Raw genomic sequence first — 20,283 nt, 5'->3', positions numbered from 1 at the left:
GGCGGGTGTTCGTCCCCCGCGCAACAACGGAAGTTGTTGGCCGGGAACCACATAGTGGACGCAAGCATGCAGTGACCTCCACACCCTTAGGTGGTAAACCCCTTTTGAAGAACGGGTTCACCCAGGTGTGGGGTGGTGTAAGTTATCGGCCTATTAGTACCGGTCAGCTTCACGAGTCGTTAGTCCTCGCTTCCACATCCGGCCTATCAACCCAGTGGTCTGGCTGGGGGCCTCTCGAACCAAAGTTCATGGAAATCTCATCTCGAAGCGAGCTTCCCGCTTAGATGCTTTCAGCGGTTATCCCATCCGAACGTAGCTAATCAGCGGTGCACTTGGCAGTACAACTGACACACCAGAGGTTCGTCCGTCCCGGTCCTCTCGTACTAAGGACAGCCCTTCTCAAATTTCCTGCGCGCGCAGCGGATAGGGACCGAACTGTCTCACGACGTTCTAAACCCAGCTCGCGTACCGCTTTAATGGGCGAACAGCCCAACCCTTGGGACCTACTCCAGCCCCAGGATGCGACGAGCCGACATCGAGGTGCCAAACCATGCCGTCGATATGGACTCTTGGGCAAGATCAGCCTGTTATCCCCGAGGTACCTTTTATCCGTTGAGCGACGGCCATTCCACAATGTGCCGCCGGATCACTAGTCCCGACTTTCGTCCCTGCTCGAGCTGTCGCTCTCACAGTCAAGCTCCCTTGTGCACTTACACTCGACACCTGATTGCCAACCAGGCTGAGGGAACCTTTGGGCGCCTCCGTTACTCTTTAGGAGGCAACCGCCCCAGTTAAACTACCCATCAGGCACTGTCCCTGACCCGGATTACGGGCCGAAGTTAGATGTCCAAAGTGACCAGAGTGGTATTTCAACGATGACTCCACACCAACTGGCGTTGGCGCTTCACAGTCTCCCACCTATCCTACACAAGCCACTCCGAACACCAATACCAAACTATAGTAAAGGTCTCGGGGTCTTTCCGTCCTGCTGCGCGTAACGAGCATCTTTACTCGTACTGCAATTTCGCCGAGTTTATGGTTGAGACAGCGGGGAAGTCGTTACTCCATTCGTGCAGGTCGGAACTTACCCGACAAGGAATTTCGCTACCTTAGGATGGTTATAGTTACCACCGCCGTTTACTGGGGCTTAAATTCTCAGCTTCGCCTTGCGGCTAACCGGTCCTCTTAACCTTCCAGCACCGGGCAGGAGTCAGTCCGTATACATCGTCTTGCGACTTCGCACGGACCTGTGTTTTTAGTAAACAGTCGCTTCCCCCTGGTCTCTGCGGCCCCGATCCCCTCCCCACCGCGCGGGTGGTTCAAGGTTGGGGCCCCCTTCTCCCGAAGTTACGGGGGCATTTTGCCGAGTTCCTTAACCATAATTCTCTCGATCGCCTTAGTATTCTCTACCTGATCACCTGTGTCGGTTTGGGGTACGGGCGGCTAAAACCTCGCGCCGATGCTTTTCTAGGCAGCATAGGATCACCGAATCCCCCCTTGACGGGGGTCCCATCAGATCTCAGGCATTTAAGGGCCGCGGATTTGCCTACGGCCCGCCCTACATCCTTAGACCGGGACAACCATCGCCCGGCTCGGCTACCTTCCTGCGTCACACCTGTTAATACGCTTGCCTCCCGGGATCTTCTCCCGCGCTCCACCAAAACCCTTCCACCACAAGGGTGTCCCCGGGCAGGCTTCGGGCGGTGAGTGTCCCCCGCTTGGCATGGGCGGTTTTTCGCCGGTACGGGAATATCAACCCGTTGTCCATCGACTACGCCTGTCGGCCTCGCCTTAGGTCCCGACTTACCCAGGGCAGATTAGCTTGACCCTGGAACCCTTGATCATTCGGCGGACGGGTTTCTCACCCGTCTTTCGCTACTCATGCCTGCATTCTCACTCGTGTGGGCTCCACCGCTGGTTTACACCGCGACTTCACTGCCCACACGACGCTCCCCTACCACTCCCGGCGGCTGAACCACGAAGGCTTGCCTGGTACCGGAAATCCACAACTTCGGCGGTGTACTTGAGCCCCGCTACATTGTCGGCGCGGAATCACTTGACCAGTGAGCTATTACGCACTCTTTTAAGGATGGCTGCTTCTAAGCCAACCTCCTGGTTGTCTTCGCAATCCCACATCCTTTCCCACTTAGCACACGCTTAGGGGCCTTAGTTGGTGGTCTGGGCTGTTTCCCTCTCGACTATGAAGCTTATCCCCCACAGTCTCACTGCTGCGCTCTCACTTGCCGGCATTCGGAGTTTGGCTGACGTCAGTAACCTTGTAGGGCCCATCGGCCATCCAGTAGCTCTACCTCCGGCAAGAAACACGCAACGCTGCACCTAAATGCATTTCGGGGAGAACCAGCTATCACGAAGTTTGATTGGCCTTTCACCCCTACCCACAGCTCATCCCCTCCATTTTCAACTGAAGTGGGTTCGGTCCTCCACGACGTCTTACCGTCGCTTCAACCTGGCCATGGGTAGATCACTTCGCTTCGGGTCTAGATCACGCCACTCACTCGCCCTATTCAGACTCGCTTTCGCTACGGCTTCCCCACACGGGTTAACCTCGCGACGTAACACTAACTCGCAGGCTCATTCTTCAAAAGGCACGCCATCACAGGAACCAAGCCTGCTCTGACGGTTTGTAAGCACACGGTTTCAGGTACTATTTCACTCCCCTCCCGGGGTACTTTTCACCTTTCCCTCACGGTACTTGTCCGCTATCGGTCATTAGGTAGTATTTAGGCTTATCAGGTGGTCCTGACAGATTCGCACGGGATTTCTCGGGCCCCGTGCTACTTGGGATGCTTCCCAGGCGGTGTAACAAGCATTTCGGTTACGGGACTCGCACCCTCTCCGGTCGGCCTTTCAAGACCGTTCACCTATGCCTACACTCTCACCTCACCAGTCCGGCAGAACTGGAATGGAAAGTCCCACAACCCCGACCATGCAACGCCCGCCGGCTATCACACATGGACCGGTTTAGCCTCGTCCGCGTTCGCTCGCCACTACTGACGGAATCACTGTTGTTTTCTCTTCCTGTGGGTACTGAGATGTTTCACTTCCCCACGTTCCCTCCACATGCCCTATGTGTTCAGGCATGGGTCACCACGTCACCTTGCGGCGCGTGGCGGGGTTTCCCCATTCGGACATCCTCGGATCACCGTTCGGTTATCAACTCCCCGAGGCTTATCGCAGATTCCTACGTCCTTCATCGGCTCCTAATGCCAAGGCATCCACCGTGTGCCCTTAAAAACTTGACCACTTAGATCACAGAATTCAATATAATATTTCGAGAGAACCATGAAAACAGACACACCCAAGGGCGTGCCAGATCCAGGTTCATCAACTCATAAGAAATTGCTTCCTTTATAAGATGCTCGCGTCCACTATGTAGTTCTCAACCAACAACCCCGTCACACACCACACCCCGGAACCAACACCACCCTTTCGGGCGTGCCGGCGGACCCCGGGGACGGGGTCGTGTGCGGGAAACCAAGCCAACCAGCCAACCGGTGATGCCTAAGCACCAACGGTTCCTGTTGCCTCAGGACCCAACAGTGTGCCAAACGATCCCCCCACGAAGAAGGCCGGTCACGCTCCGTTCCAGGACACCCCACGCAAGCGTGCGGACATCCGTACTTGGAAAACCGGCCAAACCCGCCAGGGGTCTGTTCCATTGAAATTCCACCCGTGAGCACCCACCGAGAAACAATCGTTCTCGCAATGGGCTTTGCTTCCTCACAGCGACAGGACACCATGCGGTGCACCGTCGCGTGCTTGGTGCTCCTTAGAAAGGAGGTGATCCAGCCGCACCTTCCGGTACGGCTACCTTGTTACGACTTAGTCCCAATCGCCGGTCCCACCTTCGACAGCTCCCTCCCACAAGGGGTTAGGCCACCGGCTTCGGGTGTTACCAACTTTCGTGACTTGACGGGCGGTGTGTACAAGGCCCGGGAACGTATTCACCGCAGCGTTGCTGATCTGCGATTACTAGCGACTCCGACTTCATGGGGTCGAGTTGCAGACCCCAATCCGAACTGAGACCGGCTTTTTGGGATTAGCTCCACCTCACAGTATCGCAACCCTTTGTACCGGCCATTGTAGCATGCGTGAAGCCCAAGACATAAGGGGCATGATGATTTGACGTCGTCCCCACCTTCCTCCGAGTTGACCCCGGCAGTCTCCCATGAGTCCCCGGCATAACCCGCTGGCAACATGGAACGAGGGTTGCGCTCGTTGCGGGACTTAACCCAACATCTCACGACACGAGCTGACGACAACCATGCACCACCTGTAAACCGACCGCAAGCGGGGCGCCTGTTTCCAGGCGTTTCCGGTTCATGTCAAGCCTTGGTAAGGTTCTTCGCGTTGCATCGAATTAATCCGCATGCTCCGCCGCTTGTGCGGGCCCCCGTCAATTCCTTTGAGTTTTAGCCTTGCGGCCGTACTCCCCAGGCGGGGCACTTAATGCGTTAGCTACGGCGCGGAAAACGTGGAATGTCCCCCACACCTAGTGCCCAACGTTTACGGCATGGACTACCAGGGTATCTAATCCTGTTCGCTCCCCATGCTTTCGCTCCTCAGCGTCAGTTAATGCCCAGAGACCTGCCTTCGCCATCGGTGTTCCTCCTGATATCTGCGCATTTCACCGCTACACCAGGAATTCCAGTCTCCCCTACATCACTCTAGTCTGCCCGTACCCACCGCAGATCCGGGGTTGAGCCCCGGACTTTCACGGCAGACGCGACAAACCGCCTACGAGCTCTTTACGCCCAATAATTCCGGATAACGCTTGCGCCCTACGTATTACCGCGGCTGCTGGCACGTAGTTAGCCGGCGCTTCTTCTGCAGGTACCGTCACTTTCGCTTCTTCCCTACTGAAAGAGGTTTACAACCCGAAGGCCGTCATCCCTCACGCGGCGTCGCTGCATCAGGCTTTCGCCCATTGTGCAATATTCCCCACTGCTGCCTCCCGTAGGAGTCTGGGCCGTGTCTCAGTCCCAGTGTGGCCGGTCACCCTCTCAGGCCGGCTACCCGTCGTCGCCTTGGTGGGCCATTACCCCACCAACAAGCTGATAGGCCGCGAGTCCATCCAAAACCGCACAAGGCTTTCCACCCCCCGCCATGCGGAGGAGGGTAAATATCCGGTATTAGACCCGGTTTCCCAGGCTTATCCCAGAGTTAAGGGCAGGTTACTCACGTGTTACTCACCCGTTCGCCACTAATCACCCCCGCAAGCGGGGGGCCATCGTTCGACTTGCATGTGTTAAGCACGCCGCCAGCGTTCATCCTGAGCCAGGATCAAACTCTCCATAAATGTTTTTACAGACACACCCCGGACCGCCGGAAAAGGGCGGACACACGGTGCACTAAATTTGAAACCGGCTGTTCGGGCCGCCACCACCACGGGGGTGGGATGGACGGGCCCGTTCAACCAATCAATGATTCATTGGTATCAATAAAACTTGGCACACTATTGAGTTCTCAAACAACAGGAGCTTCCGGCCAACACGCACCTGCAGGAAACCGGTGGTTTCCGCGGCGATCAGTGCCGGAGCAACTTTCCAACCCTACCCGATCCGCCCCCGGCAAGCAAACCAACCAATGATCCATCGGTTGAAAACTCCGGGCGCGGCGGACCGCCGGATATTCCACCGGACGGTCGCAAGGGGGGTTTTTCGTTTCCCCGGCGTCCGGGGCAACTCGAAATACATTACACGCCTTTGCGGCCCCGCGCAAATCCGGGGCGCACCGGGCGGGTGCTAGGACTGTGCTGAACAATTTGGGTGGTTTAAGGCGCGCCTGCTGGACTTCGGGTCCTGGTCCTTAAGACTGGATGCATGCAAGGAATTGAAGAGGCCCAGCGCGGGTATTTGGATGTGGAGGCGCTGGCCGGGGAGCTGTTGGCCCCGGGGAGTGCCTACGCGTTTCTGGCCGGGCACCGCTCGGAGCTTTTCCCGGACTCGATGATGGAGGACCTGTTTCCCTCCACCCGGGGCAGGCCCTCGATCCCGGCCGCGGTCATCGGCACCGTCCTGGTCCTGCAGGCCCTGGAGGGTCTCTCGGACCGGGCCGCCGCCGAAGCCTTGACCTTTGACCTGCGGTGGAAGGCCGCCTGCGGGTACGGGCTGACCGAGACCGCGTTCCATCCCACGGCGCTGGTGCATTGGCGCAACCGCCTGCGCGGCAGCAGCAACCCGCACCGCATCACCGAAGCCGTCGCCCAGGTCATCACCGCGACCGGTGTCCTCACCGGCCGGCACCGCCGGGCGGTGGATTCGACCGTGTTCGCCGATGCGGTGGCCCGGCAGGACACCATCACCCAGCTGATTGCCGTGATCCGCCGTTTCGGCAGGGCCATGGAGCACGGGGCCACGCTCATGGCGGTCCATGCCACCTCCTACGATTACTCGCACGTGGGCAAGCCGGACATCGCCTGGGACGACAAGGAAGCGAAGGACGCCCTGGTCTCGGGGCTGGTCACCGACGCCCTGGCCCTGCTTGGCGCGGTGGATCCCGACACCCTGGAAGAAGACTCGCCGCAGGCGCAGGCCTACGTGCTGCTGGCGTTGGTTTCGGGCCAGGACGTGGAGCCGGCCGAGGGTTCCGACGGCACCGACGGGCGGTGGCGGATCGCCCGGAAGGTCGCCCGGGACCGGATGGTCTCCATCGTGGATCCCGAGGCCAGGCACGCGCACAAGTCCCGCTCGGTGATGATGGACGGGTTCAAGGGACACATCATTGCCGAACCGGAAACCGGGCTCTACACCAGCGCCGTGATGACCCGGGCCGCCGGCCCCGGTTCCAGCGACGCGGAGGCCGGAATCGGGCTGGCCGCCGCCGATCCGACCATGAAGGATACGGAGGTTGACTACCAAATGCTTGGCGATTCGGCCTACGGCTCCGGGCCCATGCTCGAACACCTCGACGGGGCCGGGCACCAGGGGCTGGTCAAGCCCAGGCCGCTGCGCCCGGCAGTGCCCGGCGGCTACGACCTGGACGACTTCACCCACGACGAAGCAAAGAACACGCTCACCTGCCCCAAAGGTGAGGTGCGCACCATCAGCGCCAGAGGCAACGTGAACTTCGGCACCGCCTGCAAGGCCTGCCCGCTGCGGGAGAAATGCACCACGGCCAAGGGCGGGCGCAAGGTCGTCATCACCGTCCACCACGCACGGCAGCGCGCCCACCGGGCCGCCGCCCTCGAGCCCGGGTTCCGGCACGACTACCGGGCCCACCGGCCCCTGGTGGAACGGTCCATCGGCTGGCTGGTCGCCGGAGGCAACCGGGCCCTGAGATACCGGGGCGTGGAAAAGAACAACGCCTGGCTGCAGGTCCGCACCGCCGCGCTGAACCTCCGGCGACTCCTGAAACTGGGCCTCACCCGCCACAACGGGGCCTGGGCCCTGGGATAAGACCCGGAAAGGGCCCCCACCCCGGTCCTGGGCCAAATCCCAGCCGCGGGGAGCCACGAACGGAGGTACAAGGCCCGCAAAAATCACGAACCAGATCTCCGGCGATCAGAAAGGAGACCCCCAGCGGGCCGCCAAAGGCCCCGGAAAGGTGCGACAGCCAAACCCGCGGCCCCGAATTGCCCCTTGTTCAGCGCCCTCCTAGGGGCCGTTGCTAGGCTTCGAGTCCTTGAAGCAGCAGCCCATCCGACGCCTTGGCCCGTCCCCCGGTAAGGCGTGGAGAGTCCACATGGAGAACGCCATGACTGAAACATACGACCTCTTGAATATCGATTCACTCCTCAGCGCGGACGAGCTGGCGCTGCGGGACACTGTCCGGGCCTTCGTGGACAGGCGGATCCGTCCACACATCGCCGGCTGGTACGAACAAGCGGTCTTCCCCGTCGAAATCATCAAGGAGCTTGCCGAGCTCAACCTGTTGGGCATGAACCTGCCGGGATATGGCTGTCCCGGCCGCACCGCCGTCGACTACGGGCTGGCGGCCTTGGAGTTGGAGGCCGGCGATTCCGGCCTGCGCACCTTCGTCTCTGTGCAGGGTTCGCTCGCCATGGGTGCCATCCACAAGCACGGCTCCGAGGAACAGAAGAACCGGTGGCTTCCCCGCATGGCCGCGGGCGACGTCGTCGGCTGTTTTGGCCTGACAGAGCCCACCGCCGGCTCGGATCCGGGCAGCATGAAGACCTTTGCCCGCCGCGACGGCGCTGGTTGGGTGCTTACCGGCACCAAACGCTGGATCGGTCTGGCCACGATCGCGCAGATTGCCATCATCTGGGCCATGACCGACGACGGTGTCCGCGGATTCATCGTGCCCACCGGCTCCCCCGGCTTCTCGGCCACGACAATCGGCCCCAAGCTCTCCATGCGTGCCTCCATCCAATGCGACATCGTCCTGGATGAGGTCCGGCTTCCGGCCGATGCCGTGCTGCCGCACGCCCGGGGACTGCGAGGACCGTTCGAATGCCTGACCGAGGCCCGCTACGGCATCATCTGGGGTGCCATGGGGGCAGCGCGCGACAGCTACGAAACGGTGGTGAAGTATTCTCAGGAACGCCTCCAGTTCGACAAGCCGCTGGCGGGCTACCAGCTCACGCAGGAAAAGCTGGTCAACATGGCGCTGGAGATCAACAAGGGCATGCTGCTTGCCGTGCAGATCGGCCGGCTAAAGGACGCCGGCCGGCTCAAACCACACCAGATTTCAGTGGGCAAGCTCAACAACTGCCGTGAGGCCATCCAGATCTGCCGCGATGCACGCTCCATGCTCGGCGGCAACGGCATCACCCTGGACTACTCCCCGCTGCGCCATGCCAACAACTTGGAGTCAGTGCGCACCTATGAGGGCACCGATGAGATCCACACCCTGATCCTGGGGCAGCACATCACCGGGATTGCTGCCTTCCGCTGAGGCGCCTGCACCAACGGTTGCAGCTCCCCCGGCCCCACCGACGGCAGGGGCTATTGGCCCAGTCCGCCTCCATGGCTAAAGGCCGCGATGATGTTGATGACTGCGGGGCCCAGGATGATGATGAACAGCGTAGGGAAGATGAAGAACAGCAGCGGGAACAGCACCAGCACCGGCAGCTTCATGGCTTTTTCCTCCGCCCGTTGCCGGCGCTTGATCCGCATCTGTTGCGCCTGGGTCCGCAGCACCTTGGCAATGCCGATACCGTAAGTATCAGCCTGCACCACGGCCCGGACAAAGCTTTTCAGCTCCGCCACAGTGGTGCGGTCGGCCAGGGCCTGGTAGGAGTCGCGGCGGGCTCGGCCCATCTGCATGTCCTGCAGCGTACGGACCAGTTCCTCGGCCATAGGTCCCTTCCCGTTGGTACCGGCCCGGGCCATGGCGCTTTCAAAGCCCAAGCCGGCCTCCACCGAGATCAGCATCTGGTCCAAGGTGTCCGGCAGTTCCTGTTGGATGGCCTTTTGCCGTTCCTGGGCTTTGCTCATCACCAGGAGGTCGGGAATGAAATAGCACAGGGCTGTCAAAAACAGGGCCACCAGCACCATCGGAGCTCCAGGTTTAATGGCGATAATCAGCGCTCCCACTGCCGCGCCGGCCAGCGCCAGCAAGGGCTTGGCCACCAGCAGCCGGGACAGGGGCATGGTGGCCGGGCGTCCGGCACGGGCCAGCAGCCGATCCAGCTTGGCCGTGTATCCGTCCGGCGTAAACCTGCGTGCCAGCTCCAATGCACTCCTGTTGCCGGAAACGGCCACAGACTGCCCGGATTGGCTGCCACGGTTGAGGTTGCTGCGGATGACCAGCCGGGATTTGGTATCCACGCTGATAAAGGACCAGACGAGATAGCCCACCGGCAGGACAACTGCCGCGATGAGAATCCAGGAAAGAGCAGTCATGTGCTTTCACCCTCTCAAAACTTGATCTGGACGATTTTGCGCAGCCACAGGCTGCCAATGACCATCATGATGGCGCCAGCTCCGAGCATTAACCAACCCACCACATTGGTGGTAAGGACTGCCAGATACTTCGGGTTGGCCACCATCAGCATCAGGCCGATGCCAAACGGCAGCGCAAGCAAGATGATGGCGGACATCCGGCCCTCCGCGCTCAGCGCCTTGACCTGGGCCTTGATCTGGCCACGCTCGCGGATGGTTTCGCCCACATGGTCAAGAACCTCCGCCAAGTCCCCGCCCACCTCGCGGTTGATCTGGATCGCTTGCCCGATCCACGCGAAATCATCGCTTTTCATGCGGGCCGCTGTGTCCGCTAGCGAAGCCTCGAGGTTCCTGCCAATCCTGACCTCGTTGACGATACGGGCAAATTCCTCCGACGACGGGGTCTCGGCCTCCTGCGCTGCCGCATCGATGGATGACATCACGCTGTGGCCGGCGCGCAGGCCGCCGGAGATGAGCAGCAGATTGTCGCCCAGCTGCTCGTCAAACTTGACCCGGCGGCGGTCCGCCAGCAGAGCCAAATAGGCCCAAGCCACCAACGGGGCCACTATCGCAAGTACCACGGCGAGCCCTGGCCCGCCGAGCAGCAGGCCCACCAACCCGGCGACGGCGGCGGCGGCGATGACCATGATCAGGAAGTTGGACGGCGGCATCCGCAGCCCGGCGTCCTCCAGTTTTGAGCGGCTGTACGGGCCACCACCCACGGTCCTGTCCAGCACGGCGACGGTGGAGTCGGTGAGGCTGCCCAGCGCAGTCTTGCTGGTGTCCCCGAAGGGGCGGCGGCGCCCCACTGGGACGGCGGTCCGTCGCGGTTTGAAGACCACCAGCAGGGCCACCAGCAGAGCGCCAAAACAGAGGGCAAAACCGGCAATGGGAACAATGGTGGGCATGGCTACCGCCTCCCGGTGAGCAGCGGCTGCGAAGCAAAGACACGGGGCGAGACGGTGATGCCGAGCTCGGCAAAATGGTCGACGAAGCGCGGCAGGACACCTGTGGGCACCGGCTTGCCCAGAAACCTTCCGTTCCTGTCCACGCCGGCGGAGTAGTCGAACACGAACGCGTCCTGCAGCGTGACGACGTCGCCCTCCATGCCCTGCACCTCGGTAATGTGCGTGACACGCCGTGTGCCGTCGCGGAGCCGGCTCAGGTGAACGATCAGGTTGATGGCGGAGGCAATCTGCTCGCGTACGGCGCGCAGCGGGAGGTCCATGCCGGCCATCAGCACCAGGGTTTCCAGACGGGCAATGGCGTCCCGGGGCGAATTGGCGTGGACGGTGGAAATGGATCCGTCGTGGCCGGTGTTCATGGCCTGGAGCATGTCCAGCGCCTCGCCGCCACGGACCTCGCCCACCACAATCCGGTCCGGCCGCATGCGCAACGAGTTCCGCAGGAGGTCACGGATGGAAACCTCGCCCCGGCCCTCAATATTGGCCGGCCGGCTTTCCAGCCGCACCACATGTGCCTGCTGCAGCTGCAGTTCCACGGCATCCTCAATGGTGACAATCCGGTCCTCGGCGGGGAGGAACCCCGAGAGGACATTGAGCAGCGTGGTCTTTCCGGTGCCGGTGCCGCCGGTGACCAGGATGTTCAGCCGGGCCTTCACGCAGGCATCTAGCAGCTCTGCCATTTCGGGGGTCAACGTGCCAAAGTCGGCCAGGTTTTGCACCGTCAGGGGCACCCGGCTGAACTTGCGGATAGTGAGTGACGGGCCGTTGACGGCTAGCGGAGGGATGATCGCATTGACGCGCGAGCCGTCTTCCAGCCGAGCATCCACCATGGGGGAGGACTCGTCAATTCTCCGTCCCACCTTGGAGACGATCCGCTCGATCACGCGGCGCAGGTGGTCCTCGGTGGCGAACTTTGAGTCAGTGAGGGTCAGCTGACCGGCCTGCTCCACATAGATCTGGTCTGCCTTGTTGACCATGATTTCCGTGACCGAGTCATCATCAAGGAAGCGCTGCAGCGGGCCGTAGCCGAGCACATCGTCCCCGATTTCGCGGATCAGCCGGCGCCTTTCCTCCGGGGTCAGTGGAACCTGCTCCTCGTCAATGACCTGGCTGAGTTCTTCCCGGGCGGATTTACGCAAGTCATCTTCGGATAGGTGTGGATCCGTCAGTCGCCCGCCCATCCGCTCAAAGAGGGCCTCGCCGGCGCGCTGCTTCAGGCCGGCCAAGGCCGTCCCGCCCGCACTCGACGTCGCTGTCTCGGCCGTGGCGGTGAGCGGAATTACAGGAACTGAGGGGACGGTGAACCCCGCCGACTCGCTAGCCGGGCTGTTGCCCCTGGCCGCATTCAATCGTGCTGAGAGGTTCATGCCACTACCGCCCGTCGATGGAGTTTCTTGTGTACCTGGGTGCCCCAATCGGGCTCAAAGCGCGCCACCAGCCGGCGCAGGTTCTTGGTGGCTGCATTCCGCACGCCCTCCTGGAGCAGCGGGACGCCCTTGTTGGTGGCGAACGGCATGGCCGCGGAATGCGGGATCACGACATCGACAGGAACACGAATAGTGGCCTCGACGTCCTGGATGTTCAGGCCGGCGTGCCGGTTGGCGAAGTTGAGCACCACATGGCGTCCCTGCGGGAGCAGGCCGAGCTCGTTGAGAATGCCGAGCCCGGTGCGCAGCCCCTTGACGCTGGGAATGTCCATGCCCACCACCCAGACGGCATCCGTGGCATGTTCCAGCGTGGCCAATGCATGCTCGCCCAGACCGGGGGCCGTATCGACCACCACGTACTTGAATTCGGTGGCAAGTTGGGCGATCAAATGGCGCACATGGTCTGCCGTGACCAGATCCGCTTCATTGGGATTCCGCGGCGCGCACAGTGCGTACACTCCCCCGGAGTGTACTGTCAGGAACGCCTTGAGCACCATGGCGTCATGCGCCGCCGCACCCGTCACCGCGTCCAGCAACGTGTGCTCCGGATCCAGCGACAGCCCGGAGGCAACGTCACCGAACTGGAGGTCCAGGTCAACTATCACCACGCCCATGGGGGCCACCTTGCCCAGCCCCATCGCCAGATTGGTCGCGATGGTGGTCTTCCCGACGCCGCCCTTGGGGGACATGACGGCAATGACCCGTCCGGTCTCATGCTCGGAGTTTCCCTGCACTGTCAAACCCCGGCGCCGGCCGGCGGCGGACAGGCAGGCCCGTTCAAGCATGACCCGGATGGTGGCGGTATCCGCGCTCGGACTGACAATGTCCCTCACCCCGGAACGCATGGCGGTCAGGACCAGGTCCGCCGAAGTGTCAGCGGCCAGGATCACGCTGATTTCCGGGAACTGGAGATCGACGACGGTGGCCAGTTTGAGCGCCTCATCGGTGGACACCCCGGGACCGAGGATGATGACCTCTGCAGGCTCTGCCGGGTCTTGGCGGACGATGTCCTGCGGCGCGCCGTTGATGGCGGATTCCGGTAGCGATTGGACAGATCCATGCAGCCCTCCGGACACTGCCGCGCGGACGCGCTGCTCAAAGTCGGCGGCCGTGGTGATGATGATGAAGCGGCTCATTTCAGCACACCATCCTTGAGCAGGGCATCCACACCGGCGGTGCTGGAATCGGCGTTCTCCTTGGAGAGGTAGATCTTGCCGAATTCGATGCCGTGGACGGTCTGCACGGTATCGGCTCCCGATTGGGCCAGCGTGATGTAGATGCTTCCACCGGAGCTGGGCTGCTGGCTGGACCCCGCTGATTTGTCTGCCGTGCCGGTTCCTGTGCCCACCTTGGTGACCAGCACCTTGTGGAATTGCAGCTTGGTGGCCGGGTTGTCCGCCGTGCCGGTTCCTGTGCCCGAGTTGTAGGAGATGAAGACACCCACGGTGTCTCCGGCCTGCAGCGCTCCGCCGAGGACCCGCTCCGGTTCCAGTTTGAGCGTGACTTCCTCAAGCCCCTTGGGCACGTCCACCTGGTCGGGCGCAGAGAGACTGCCCGGATCCACTAGTCGGGAGGACAGCAATTGCTCGCCCGGGACCAGCGCCACGCCAGCAACCTTTCCACTGAAGGTCGACAGATCTGTGACGGCACCGTCCGCGACGGCCGCCTGAGGAACGGATTGGGCCTTGACCAGCGTTGTGAGCTGGTCAAGCGTGGTGCCAGCCGCGATGGGCTGTTGGACCACCAACACCTCCACCGGGTTCATCCCGGCTTGGGCTCGGTGGTCTGCGGCTTGGACGTAGGTAGCAAGGAGGACAGCACCCACAATGGCTAGCACCAGTGCGGCAACGCCCCCCAGCAGGCGTGTTTTCACTTTTGACTCCTAAATCACTTGATCAGTTGGACGGTAGTAGCACCCAGATCCGGTCCGCCGGGTGTGAACCCAGCGTCCAGCGACACGTACTTGACGAACTTCCCAATGATGCCCCGACAGCTTCGGGTGCAATTGTTGGACGCATTGCCGCTGTTGCGGAAGGACAATGGGGGGCTGTTGTCTCCACCGGAGAATTTCCAGCCCATCACTTGGAATGCGGAGAACCCGCGGATGTGGAACGTGGCATTCGACCCATTGCCATCGGCCTGGTCATACACCGGCAGAAGTACGATGGCCGGCTGACCGGCTTCGATTTTCGCTTTCCAGCCATTGAGCACGTCGTCACAGTTACTGGGCGGGTTGTTCCCCGTGTCACCCCCAACGGTGCCACCGTAGGCATTGATATTGATGGAGGCTTGGCATTTTCCGGGGTCCTGGTCCAGCCAGCCGAAGCCGCCAGGCAGGATCTGCCCCGAGGTTCCACGCTTGCATTCATGGCCCTCATCGGTCTTGTGGGACTGCAGAAGTTGGACTTCACCGCTCAGCACAAATTGGCAGTCCGAAAACGTGAGCGGAAAGGCAGCTGGCCCCGCCGAAGGTCCACCCCATGAGGCGGTGGCCTCGGCGCCGATATTCGTTGTGCTGATGCCAAAGATGTTGGCAAAGGCGAGACGAATGAAGTCGTTGCCGGCGTCGTCCTTGCTTGACGTAACCACTTCGACGCTGCCGGGCTGCGGAAACGTCACGCTGTTGGTCTTGGCGGCGCCGTCGTTTGCATTTGAGTTGGCCAGTGCACCGGCGGTGGCCTGGTAGTCACCGCAGCTGCCCTTGGCACAGTTGTTGGCCACGGCCAGTGCGGCGGCGTCCGCACCGTTTTGCAGCTGGCCCCGTTCGGCATACATCATGCCGATATCCACAGAGATTGCCCCAAAACCCAGCAGCGCCACCATCAGGATAGCCACTATCACTGCTGCCGCCCCGCGTTCATTGTCTGTTTTGTGCCTGAACAGCCTCATCCGCCGCATTGCATAACCCCCACTCCGGTGATTTTCGGCCCAGCAATGGGCAGATAGCCCGTCAGCCAGTTCAGTTGGTTAACTACCGTGACGGTCACCGCGGACCCTGAGGCGCATGCCCCTGCAGCGCCGCCATTGGCCTGCTTGTACTCGATGGAGACAGTCGTGCCGGCAGGCAGGCCAGGCGCGGCATCCAGCGCAGTGGTTTTGGCGGTATCGGCAGAAAAGTAAATAGACGGGTAATTTACCGCCACGTAGCGGGCACCTTCGCGCGCCGCCTGGCTTGCGGAAATCTGGACGTTGTACGCCCGTCCAAACTCCATGATGCCCATGACCAGTAGCAGCAGCACCGGCAACAGGAGCGCGAATTCCACTGCCGCGGCACCCCGCTCCGAATCCTTGCACTTCATGACAATCCCTCCGGTTGGAAAGCAGTGGAGGCGGCCCCAGACAAGCCTGGTGCCGCCTCCACGGTGGCCTGCGGTGGGTGCTACTTGGTCAGCTTGAGGTTGGTGTTGACGACTCCGAATATGGTGTTGAGGTTGGTGCCGATCAGGGCGACAGCGCCGATGATGGCAACCGCGATCAGCGAGACCATGATGCCGTACTCAACGGCGGTGGCACCCTTCTCCTCGTCGGTGAACCGGTTCTTGACGCCGGCGACGAAAGAGAGCATTGAGACCATGAAAGTGTTCATTTTCGTATTCCTTTTTCTTTGGAAGCGACATGACTCGAAATTCTTTTGCATCCCCCGGATTTAGGTTCCGTCGAACTTCGATAAACAATATTTACCGGGCGCCGGCACCACCGGGCAACGGTCCGCAACACTCTACTTGTTTGGGTGGCCACTCCACTTTCGGATGGCACCACCTGCATGGCCGGGGCTACCCGAACAGCAAGGGCAGAATGACGACCCCTGAGTGGGGACCCAAACAGCACGGCGGGCAGGTACCCCAAGCCCCAGGGCTCCTGCAAAGTCGTTTAGCTGGTAGTGAGGCCGGCGAGTTTTAGGGCGCGGAGCGGGTAGTTGCGGGCGGCCCGTGTGGCTTTGGCGAGGTTGGTTTCTCCTTCCAGTCGCAGGATGCTGATGGCAGTGTTGCGCAGGGAGGCCATTACCCTGGGGGCGTTGCCTCTCCTGACCTGGCTGTGGTCCTCACGGTAGAGAACGTCCCTTCTCCAATGGAGGCCGTTTTCGATGGCCCAGTGGCCGCGGACCAGGGCGCCGATGTGGGCCGGTTTTCCGGCTGCCGGTTTGAGCGACGTGACTATGTAGACGGTCTCCGTGTTCCACTTCCGGGCCCCTATCGGCCGGGACTTTCTGGTGATTTGTCCGGCTTGGGCGGCGTGGGGGAAGTTGATCCCGCCGGCCAGACCGACGCACTTGATGGTGCGTTCGATCTCGCGGCCATTGGCGGTCTCCAGTGTCTTGCTCCCTGACCGGATCCGGTTCCAGGGCAGGGAGCGAAGCTGGTCGTGGAGCTTGGGTTGGTTGGCTTTGACGGTGAGTACAAAGTGGGCGCCACGCCCGTGCAGGTAGACGGCGTGCTCACGCTGGGTGTGGAGGGCGTCCGCTGTGACGATGACACCCGTCAGCTCTTTCACGCCCTCCAACAGTGGCTTGAAATAGGTGATCTCGTTGTGCTTCTCGGCTACGTTCTGCTGCATCAGGACGGCGCCGGTTCCCTGGTCGATGCCAGAGAGCAGATGGACCCGTGTGCCTCCGCCATTCTTGGCGCCGCGGACTTCCTTCCCGTCGATGGCCACAGCCGTCACGGTCGCGGCAGCTTGCACCCAGCTCCCCGCCAACCGGTCCAGCAAGTCCGCATCGAGGCGTTCAAGGACCCGGCCCAGCGTCGTCGCGTGCGGGGTACCAATCCCCAAGACGGCCAGCTGGTCCCGCGCTGTGTCGGCAGCCCATTCAGCCATCTCCACCAACGATGTTGCCCCAGCCAACACCGAACAGACCATGATGACCAGCAAGTGGGCGAAACGGTGCCGCACCCCGCGTTTCTTCCGCGGATCCGGCAACCCGCACAAGGCGGCCAGAACAGCTCCAGGATCGATTTCCACTGGTCCCATCCGGGCGAATTCGTCATGGAACAGGGCAAGGTGGGAAGATGGCACGAGAGAACTCCTGGCAACATGTGGGACTGAACAATCACATGCTTAACAGGGGTTCTCGCCTTTTAACAGTGTTATCTCGCAGGACATCGGTAACAGTTCTGCCTCACGACATCGGTGACACAACAGTGCTCCTTGGTGGTGACACTTCACCCCACCTTTTAACCTCGGCAAGCACACAGCCCGCCTCTGGCACGAAGGCCAACGGCGGGCTGCTGAACTGGATTGTGTGAAAAATGATCCAGTTGAACCGACGATACGCCTGGCCATCGCCCGATGGCCAGAAGACGCACCCAGAGGAGCTGTCACAGCGTTTTGCACCGAGAACCACATCAGCCGCAAAACGTTCTACCAAATCCTCAAACGAGCCCGCACCGAAGGACAAGCAGCCGCACTCGAACCCCGTTCCCGCCGCCCGAAGACCTCGCCCAACGCCACCACCGAAACCCTCAAAGACCAAGCCGTCGCCATGCGCAAGTCCATGGAAGACGCAGGCTGGGACCACGGTCCGATCAGCGTGCACGACCAAATGCGCAAGCTTGGCATGCAAACCCCCTCGATTGCGTCCCTGGCCAGGATCTTCAGCGAACGCGGCCTTGTCACCCCGGCCCCGCAGAAGCGTCCCCGCTCCTCCTACCGTTCCTTCCGCTATCCGATGCCCAACGCCTGCTGGCAGCTCGATGCTACCGAGTACGTGGTGGAAGGCGGTCGCAAATGCGTGATCTTCCAGCTGCTCGATGACCATTCCCGCCTGGCCGTGGCCTCGTTAGTGGCAAGGACGGAGAACGGTCCGGACGCGGTGAAGGTCTTCCGCATGGGTGTCGCCGCCCACGGAATACCACAGCGCCTGCTCAGTGACAATGGCGAGGCCCTGAACCCCATCCGTCGGGGCGTGATCAGCGAACTGGTCGCGTACGCCAACAGTCTCGGCGTTGCCACGATTACCGGCAAGCCGTATAAGCCCACGACTCAGGGGAAGAATGAGCGCTTTCATTCGACGCTGTTCAAGTGGTTGAAGAAGCAACCTTTCGCCAAGGACCTGGCCGAACTGCAGGCGCAGGTTGAGGTCTTTGACCAGGCCTACAATACGCAGCGCGGCCATCAGGCCTTGGAGGATCGGATGACACCGCAGGAGGCGTGGGATGCCACACCGGTCGCTGAGCCCCTCGCACCCGGGGAATGGATGAAGCACAGCACCACGCCTCCTCCGGGCGTCGGCGAAGCCGTCCTGGCCGTATGGCCCAGTGAAGAGCAATCGCCACCGCCGCAGGACGGTTCAACCCCGGAGCCGGCCAAACTTAGTGCCACGCTGCGCACCGAGCACATGGAGGCGACCGGCAGTCAGCTGATGCGGGTCAATAAGAACAGGTGCCTGCGGGTTGCGGGTGTGGAGCTCTATTTGGGCAAGCTACTACGCAGCGCCATGGTGAAAGTCGTCTGGGATCAGGCGGAGTTGATGGTGATCTCGATGGAGGGTGAATTGATCACGAAATATGACTATCCGTTCCCAGACGGCGTCACGTATCTGAGCTTGAAGCATGCCATTGCAATGTTCCAGAACCCGCCGGAAATGGGGTAAGTGTCACCGATGTCTTGAGACACCGAGTGCTACCGATGTACTGGTGCAGAACTGTCACCGGTGTCTTGAGACATCACACTCGCCTTTTAACAGCCCCGCCCGCGTCGTCTCACATCTTAAGACCCAAGCCGCCCATCAAAGACTTTGCAGGAGCCCTGCCCCAAGCCCATGGACGGACCACACGGGATGGCGGGTTCAAGCCCTACGAATCCGCGGAACATCAGGGCCACACCCGCCACGACCCTCATGTTGATACCAGTGAGCAGCGCCAGTGTGACCGGCCCCAGCCGAAGGTCACTTAGGTACCGTCCAAGTAGTATGGCAAGCGTCACATCACCCATGCCCCGTTTTCGCGGAGAAAACACCACCAAACCAGGCAGCACATGAAACCCACCATGGCCCCGATCCTGGCAACCGGATGATTTCCCCGGCTCCCGTGCAACGCGGCACCGGCAAACAGCAGTGCCATGCCGATGAGCAAAGCCGAAAAATAAGCGCATTGCGCAGAATTTGGTTTTAAATATCGACACGTGAAATCACCATTTCCGCTGGGCAGGGAAAGAATGCGCGTTGGTTCCGGTGTGTCGTTGTTCTCCGGCGGGCAGCGGCGCGGGGCGGGTTTTGCCCTGGTGACCGGGTTGTGCATCGCGGCGTATTCGCTGATCGACGGGGTGGGGGTGCGGCTGTCCGGTTCCCCGTTGGGCTATGCCATGTGGCTGTTTGCCCTCCAGGGGGTCGTGGTGCCGGCCATCTGCTGGTTGCGTGCGCCGGACGGCCGGGTGCTGGCCGGGGAGGTGGGCCGCTGGTGGCGCCTGGGGTTGCTGGGAGGGCTGTTGTCGCTGGTGGCCTACGCCATGGTGGTGTGGGCGCAGGGCCTGGCCCCGTTGGCGTTGGTGTCGGCGTTGCGGGAGTGCAGTGTGCTGTTGGCCGGGGTTCTGGGTGTGTTGTTCTTTCGGGAGCGGTTCAGCGTCCGCCGGGCGGCCCTGTCGGTGGTGGCGGTGGCGGGGATTGCCGTGCTCCAGCTCGGGTAGCCGCTGCAATGTGGCCGGTCAGCCACGAAGGCCGCGCCCCGCCGATGGCGGTGCGCGGTCTTTCCGTGGGATTCGGCACAGTGCCGGCCCGTGGCGGCCGGAGTGCCGGGCCGCGCGGTGCCGGGCCCATCCCCTCGGCCCACGGCCCGGGTGCGGTGCCGGCCTGCCTGCGCCGGGTTGCCGGCTGCGGCGGGCTGCGCGGGGCGTGTTTCTGCACACAGCCACCGGCTGCCTTGGCGGTGGTGGCGGTGGCGGCGGTGGCGGGGATTGCCGTGCTCCAGCTCGGGTAGCCGCCGGGACGTGGCCGGTAAAACACGAAAAGACCGCGCACCGCCGATGGCGGTGCGCGGTCTTTTCGTGGGGTTCGGCACAGTGCCGGCCCGTGCCGGCCCCGGCAGGACTCCG

General features: G+C 61.9%; 14 protein-coding genes and 2 rRNA genes. 5 read left to right on the top strand and 11 right to left on the bottom strand.

Annotated features, from left to right (window positions below):
- Positions 1 to 132 precede the first annotated feature (132 nt).
- Positions 133 to 3,263, bottom strand: a 23S ribosomal RNA gene (locus tag ACQCSX_RS16925).
- A 531-nt stretch (positions 3,264 to 3,794) separates the two neighbouring features.
- Positions 3,795 to 5,320, bottom strand: a 16S ribosomal RNA gene (locus ACQCSX_RS16920).
- Together the 16S and 23S rRNA genes form the textbook arrangement of a ribosomal RNA operon.
- 523 nt (positions 5,321 to 5,843) lie before the next feature.
- Between ACQCSX_RS16920 and ACQCSX_RS16915 the strand changes: the two genes are divergently transcribed.
- The gene (locus tag ACQCSX_RS16915) at positions 5,844 to 7,418 is read left to right on the top strand and encodes an IS1182 family transposase (protein WP_427015623.1); all 1,575 of its coding nucleotides are present in this window, start codon (positions 5,844 to 5,846) and stop codon (positions 7,416 to 7,418) included.
- 298 nt (positions 7,419 to 7,716) lie between these two features.
- Positions 7,717 to 8,877, top strand: coding sequence for an acyl-CoA dehydrogenase family protein (locus ACQCSX_RS16910; RefSeq protein ID WP_427016411.1), 1,161 nt, complete (start codon positions 7,717 to 7,719; stop codon positions 8,875 to 8,877).
- A 50-nt stretch (positions 8,878 to 8,927) separates the two neighbouring features.
- On the opposite strand, the gene ACQCSX_RS16905 is transcribed toward ACQCSX_RS16910, so the two are convergent.
- From ACQCSX_RS16905 to ACQCSX_RS16865, 9 genes are all read right to left on the bottom strand, one after another.
- The gene (locus tag ACQCSX_RS16905; protein ID WP_427016410.1) at positions 8,928 to 9,827 is read right to left on the bottom strand and encodes a type II secretion system F family protein; all 900 of its coding nucleotides are present in this window, start codon (positions 9,825 to 9,827) and stop codon (positions 8,928 to 8,930) included.
- 14 nt (positions 9,828 to 9,841) lie between these two features.
- The gene (locus ACQCSX_RS16900; protein WP_427016409.1) at positions 9,842 to 10,774 is read right to left on the bottom strand and encodes a type II secretion system F family protein; all 933 of its coding nucleotides are present in this window, start codon (positions 10,772 to 10,774) and stop codon (positions 9,842 to 9,844) included.
- A gap of 2 nt (positions 10,775 to 10,776) precedes the next feature.
- Entirely contained in the window at positions 10,777 to 12,198 is a 1,422-nt protein-coding gene (locus tag ACQCSX_RS16895) for a CpaF family protein (RefSeq protein ID WP_427016408.1), read from the bottom strand.
- The gene (locus ACQCSX_RS16890) at positions 12,195 to 13,394 is read right to left on the bottom strand and encodes an AAA family ATPase (protein WP_427016407.1); all 1,200 of its coding nucleotides are present in this window, start codon (positions 13,392 to 13,394) and stop codon (positions 12,195 to 12,197) included. Before ACQCSX_RS16890 ends, ACQCSX_RS16895 begins: the two co-directional genes overlap by 4 nt.
- On the bottom strand, positions 13,391 to 14,131 hold the full coding sequence (gene cpaB / locus ACQCSX_RS16885) for a Flp pilus assembly protein CpaB (RefSeq protein WP_427016406.1): 741 nt from the start codon (positions 14,129 to 14,131) through the stop codon (positions 13,391 to 13,393). Before cpaB ends, ACQCSX_RS16890 begins: the two co-directional genes overlap by 4 nt.
- A 14-nt stretch (positions 14,132 to 14,145) precedes the next feature.
- Entirely contained in the window at positions 14,146 to 15,147 is a 1,002-nt protein-coding gene (locus ACQCSX_RS16880; RefSeq protein ID WP_427016405.1) for a TadE/TadG family type IV pilus assembly protein, read from the bottom strand.
- On the bottom strand, positions 15,144 to 15,557 hold the full coding sequence (locus tag ACQCSX_RS16875; protein WP_427016404.1) for a TadE/TadG family type IV pilus assembly protein: 414 nt from the start codon (positions 15,555 to 15,557) through the stop codon (positions 15,144 to 15,146). The genes ACQCSX_RS16880 and ACQCSX_RS16875 overlap by 4 nt, the downstream gene beginning before the upstream one ends.
- 80 nt (positions 15,558 to 15,637) lie before the next feature.
- The gene (locus ACQCSX_RS16870) at positions 15,638 to 15,844 is read right to left on the bottom strand and encodes a Flp family type IVb pilin (protein WP_427016403.1); all 207 of its coding nucleotides are present in this window, start codon (positions 15,842 to 15,844) and stop codon (positions 15,638 to 15,640) included.
- A 284-nt stretch (positions 15,845 to 16,128) separates the two neighbouring features.
- Positions 16,129 to 17,226 carry an ISAs1 family transposase gene (locus ACQCSX_RS16865; RefSeq protein WP_427019085.1) on the bottom strand — a complete coding sequence of 366 codons (1,098 nt, stop codon included), beginning with the start codon at positions 17,224 to 17,226 and terminating at the stop codon, positions 16,129 to 16,131.
- Between the two features lie 271 nt (positions 17,227 to 17,497).
- Between ACQCSX_RS16865 and ACQCSX_RS16860 the strand changes: the two genes are divergently transcribed.
- The 3 genes from ACQCSX_RS16860 to ACQCSX_RS16850 all read left to right on the top strand — a co-directional run bounded on the left by ACQCSX_RS16860 (position 17,498) and on the right by ACQCSX_RS16850 (position 20,168).
- Complete coding sequence (locus ACQCSX_RS16860; protein ID WP_427016402.1) at positions 17,498 to 18,847, top strand: DDE-type integrase/transposase/recombinase; 1,350 nt, start codon at positions 17,498 to 17,500, stop codon at positions 18,845 to 18,847.
- Positions 18,848 to 19,410: 563 nt separating this feature from the next.
- Entirely contained in the window at positions 19,411 to 19,878 is a 468-nt protein-coding gene (locus ACQCSX_RS16855) for an EamA family transporter (RefSeq protein WP_427016401.1), read from the top strand.
- 8 nt (positions 19,879 to 19,886) lie between these two features.
- Positions 19,887 to 20,168: a hypothetical protein gene (locus ACQCSX_RS16850; RefSeq protein ID WP_427016400.1), complete on the top strand. Its 282-nt coding sequence runs from the start codon at positions 19,887 to 19,889 to the stop codon at positions 20,166 to 20,168.
- Positions 20,169 to 20,283: the final 115 nt, after the last annotated feature.

Origin of the sequence: Pseudarthrobacter sp. P1 (genome assembly GCF_050156935.1) — a bacterium.
Classification (GTDB): Bacteria; Actinomycetota; Actinomycetes; order Actinomycetales; family Micrococcaceae; genus Specibacter.
This window is presented reverse-complemented; position numbering and strand designations above follow the sequence as displayed.

Coding starts and splice junctions, on each gene's coding strand:
- ACQCSX_RS16865 (WP_427019085.1), bottom strand. CDS start 17,226: ATGGGACCAGTGGAAATCGATCCTGGAGCTGTTCTGGCCGCCTTGTGC.
- ACQCSX_RS16910 (WP_427016411.1), top strand. CDS start 7,717: ATGACTGAAACATACGACCTCTTGAATATCGATTCACTCCTCAGCGCG.
- ACQCSX_RS16850 (WP_427016400.1), top strand. CDS start 19,887: ATGTGGCCGGTCAGCCACGAAGGCCGCGCCCCGCCGATGGCGGTGCGC.
- ACQCSX_RS16905 (WP_427016410.1), bottom strand. CDS start 9,827: ATGACTGCTCTTTCCTGGATTCTCATCGCGGCAGTTGTCCTGCCGGTG.
- ACQCSX_RS16915 (WP_427015623.1), top strand. CDS start 5,844: ATGCAAGGAATTGAAGAGGCCCAGCGCGGGTATTTGGATGTGGAGGCG.
- ACQCSX_RS16875 (WP_427016404.1), bottom strand. CDS start 15,557: ATGAAGTGCAAGGATTCGGAGCGGGGTGCCGCGGCAGTGGAATTCGCG.
- ACQCSX_RS16895 (WP_427016408.1), bottom strand. CDS start 12,198: ATGAACCTCTCAGCACGATTGAATGCGGCCAGGGGCAACAGCCCGGCT.
- ACQCSX_RS16870 (WP_427016403.1), bottom strand. CDS start 15,844: ATGAACACTTTCATGGTCTCAATGCTCTCTTTCGTCGCCGGCGTCAAG.
- ACQCSX_RS16880 (WP_427016405.1), bottom strand. CDS start 15,147: ATGAGGCTGTTCAGGCACAAAACAGACAATGAACGCGGGGCGGCAGCA.
- ACQCSX_RS16890 (WP_427016407.1), bottom strand. CDS start 13,394: ATGAGCCGCTTCATCATCATCACCACGGCCGCCGACTTTGAGCAGCGC.
- ACQCSX_RS16855 (WP_427016401.1), top strand. CDS start 19,411: ATGCGCGTTGGTTCCGGTGTGTCGTTGTTCTCCGGCGGGCAGCGGCGC.
- ACQCSX_RS16900 (WP_427016409.1), bottom strand. CDS start 10,774: ATGCCCACCATTGTTCCCATTGCCGGTTTTGCCCTCTGTTTTGGCGCT.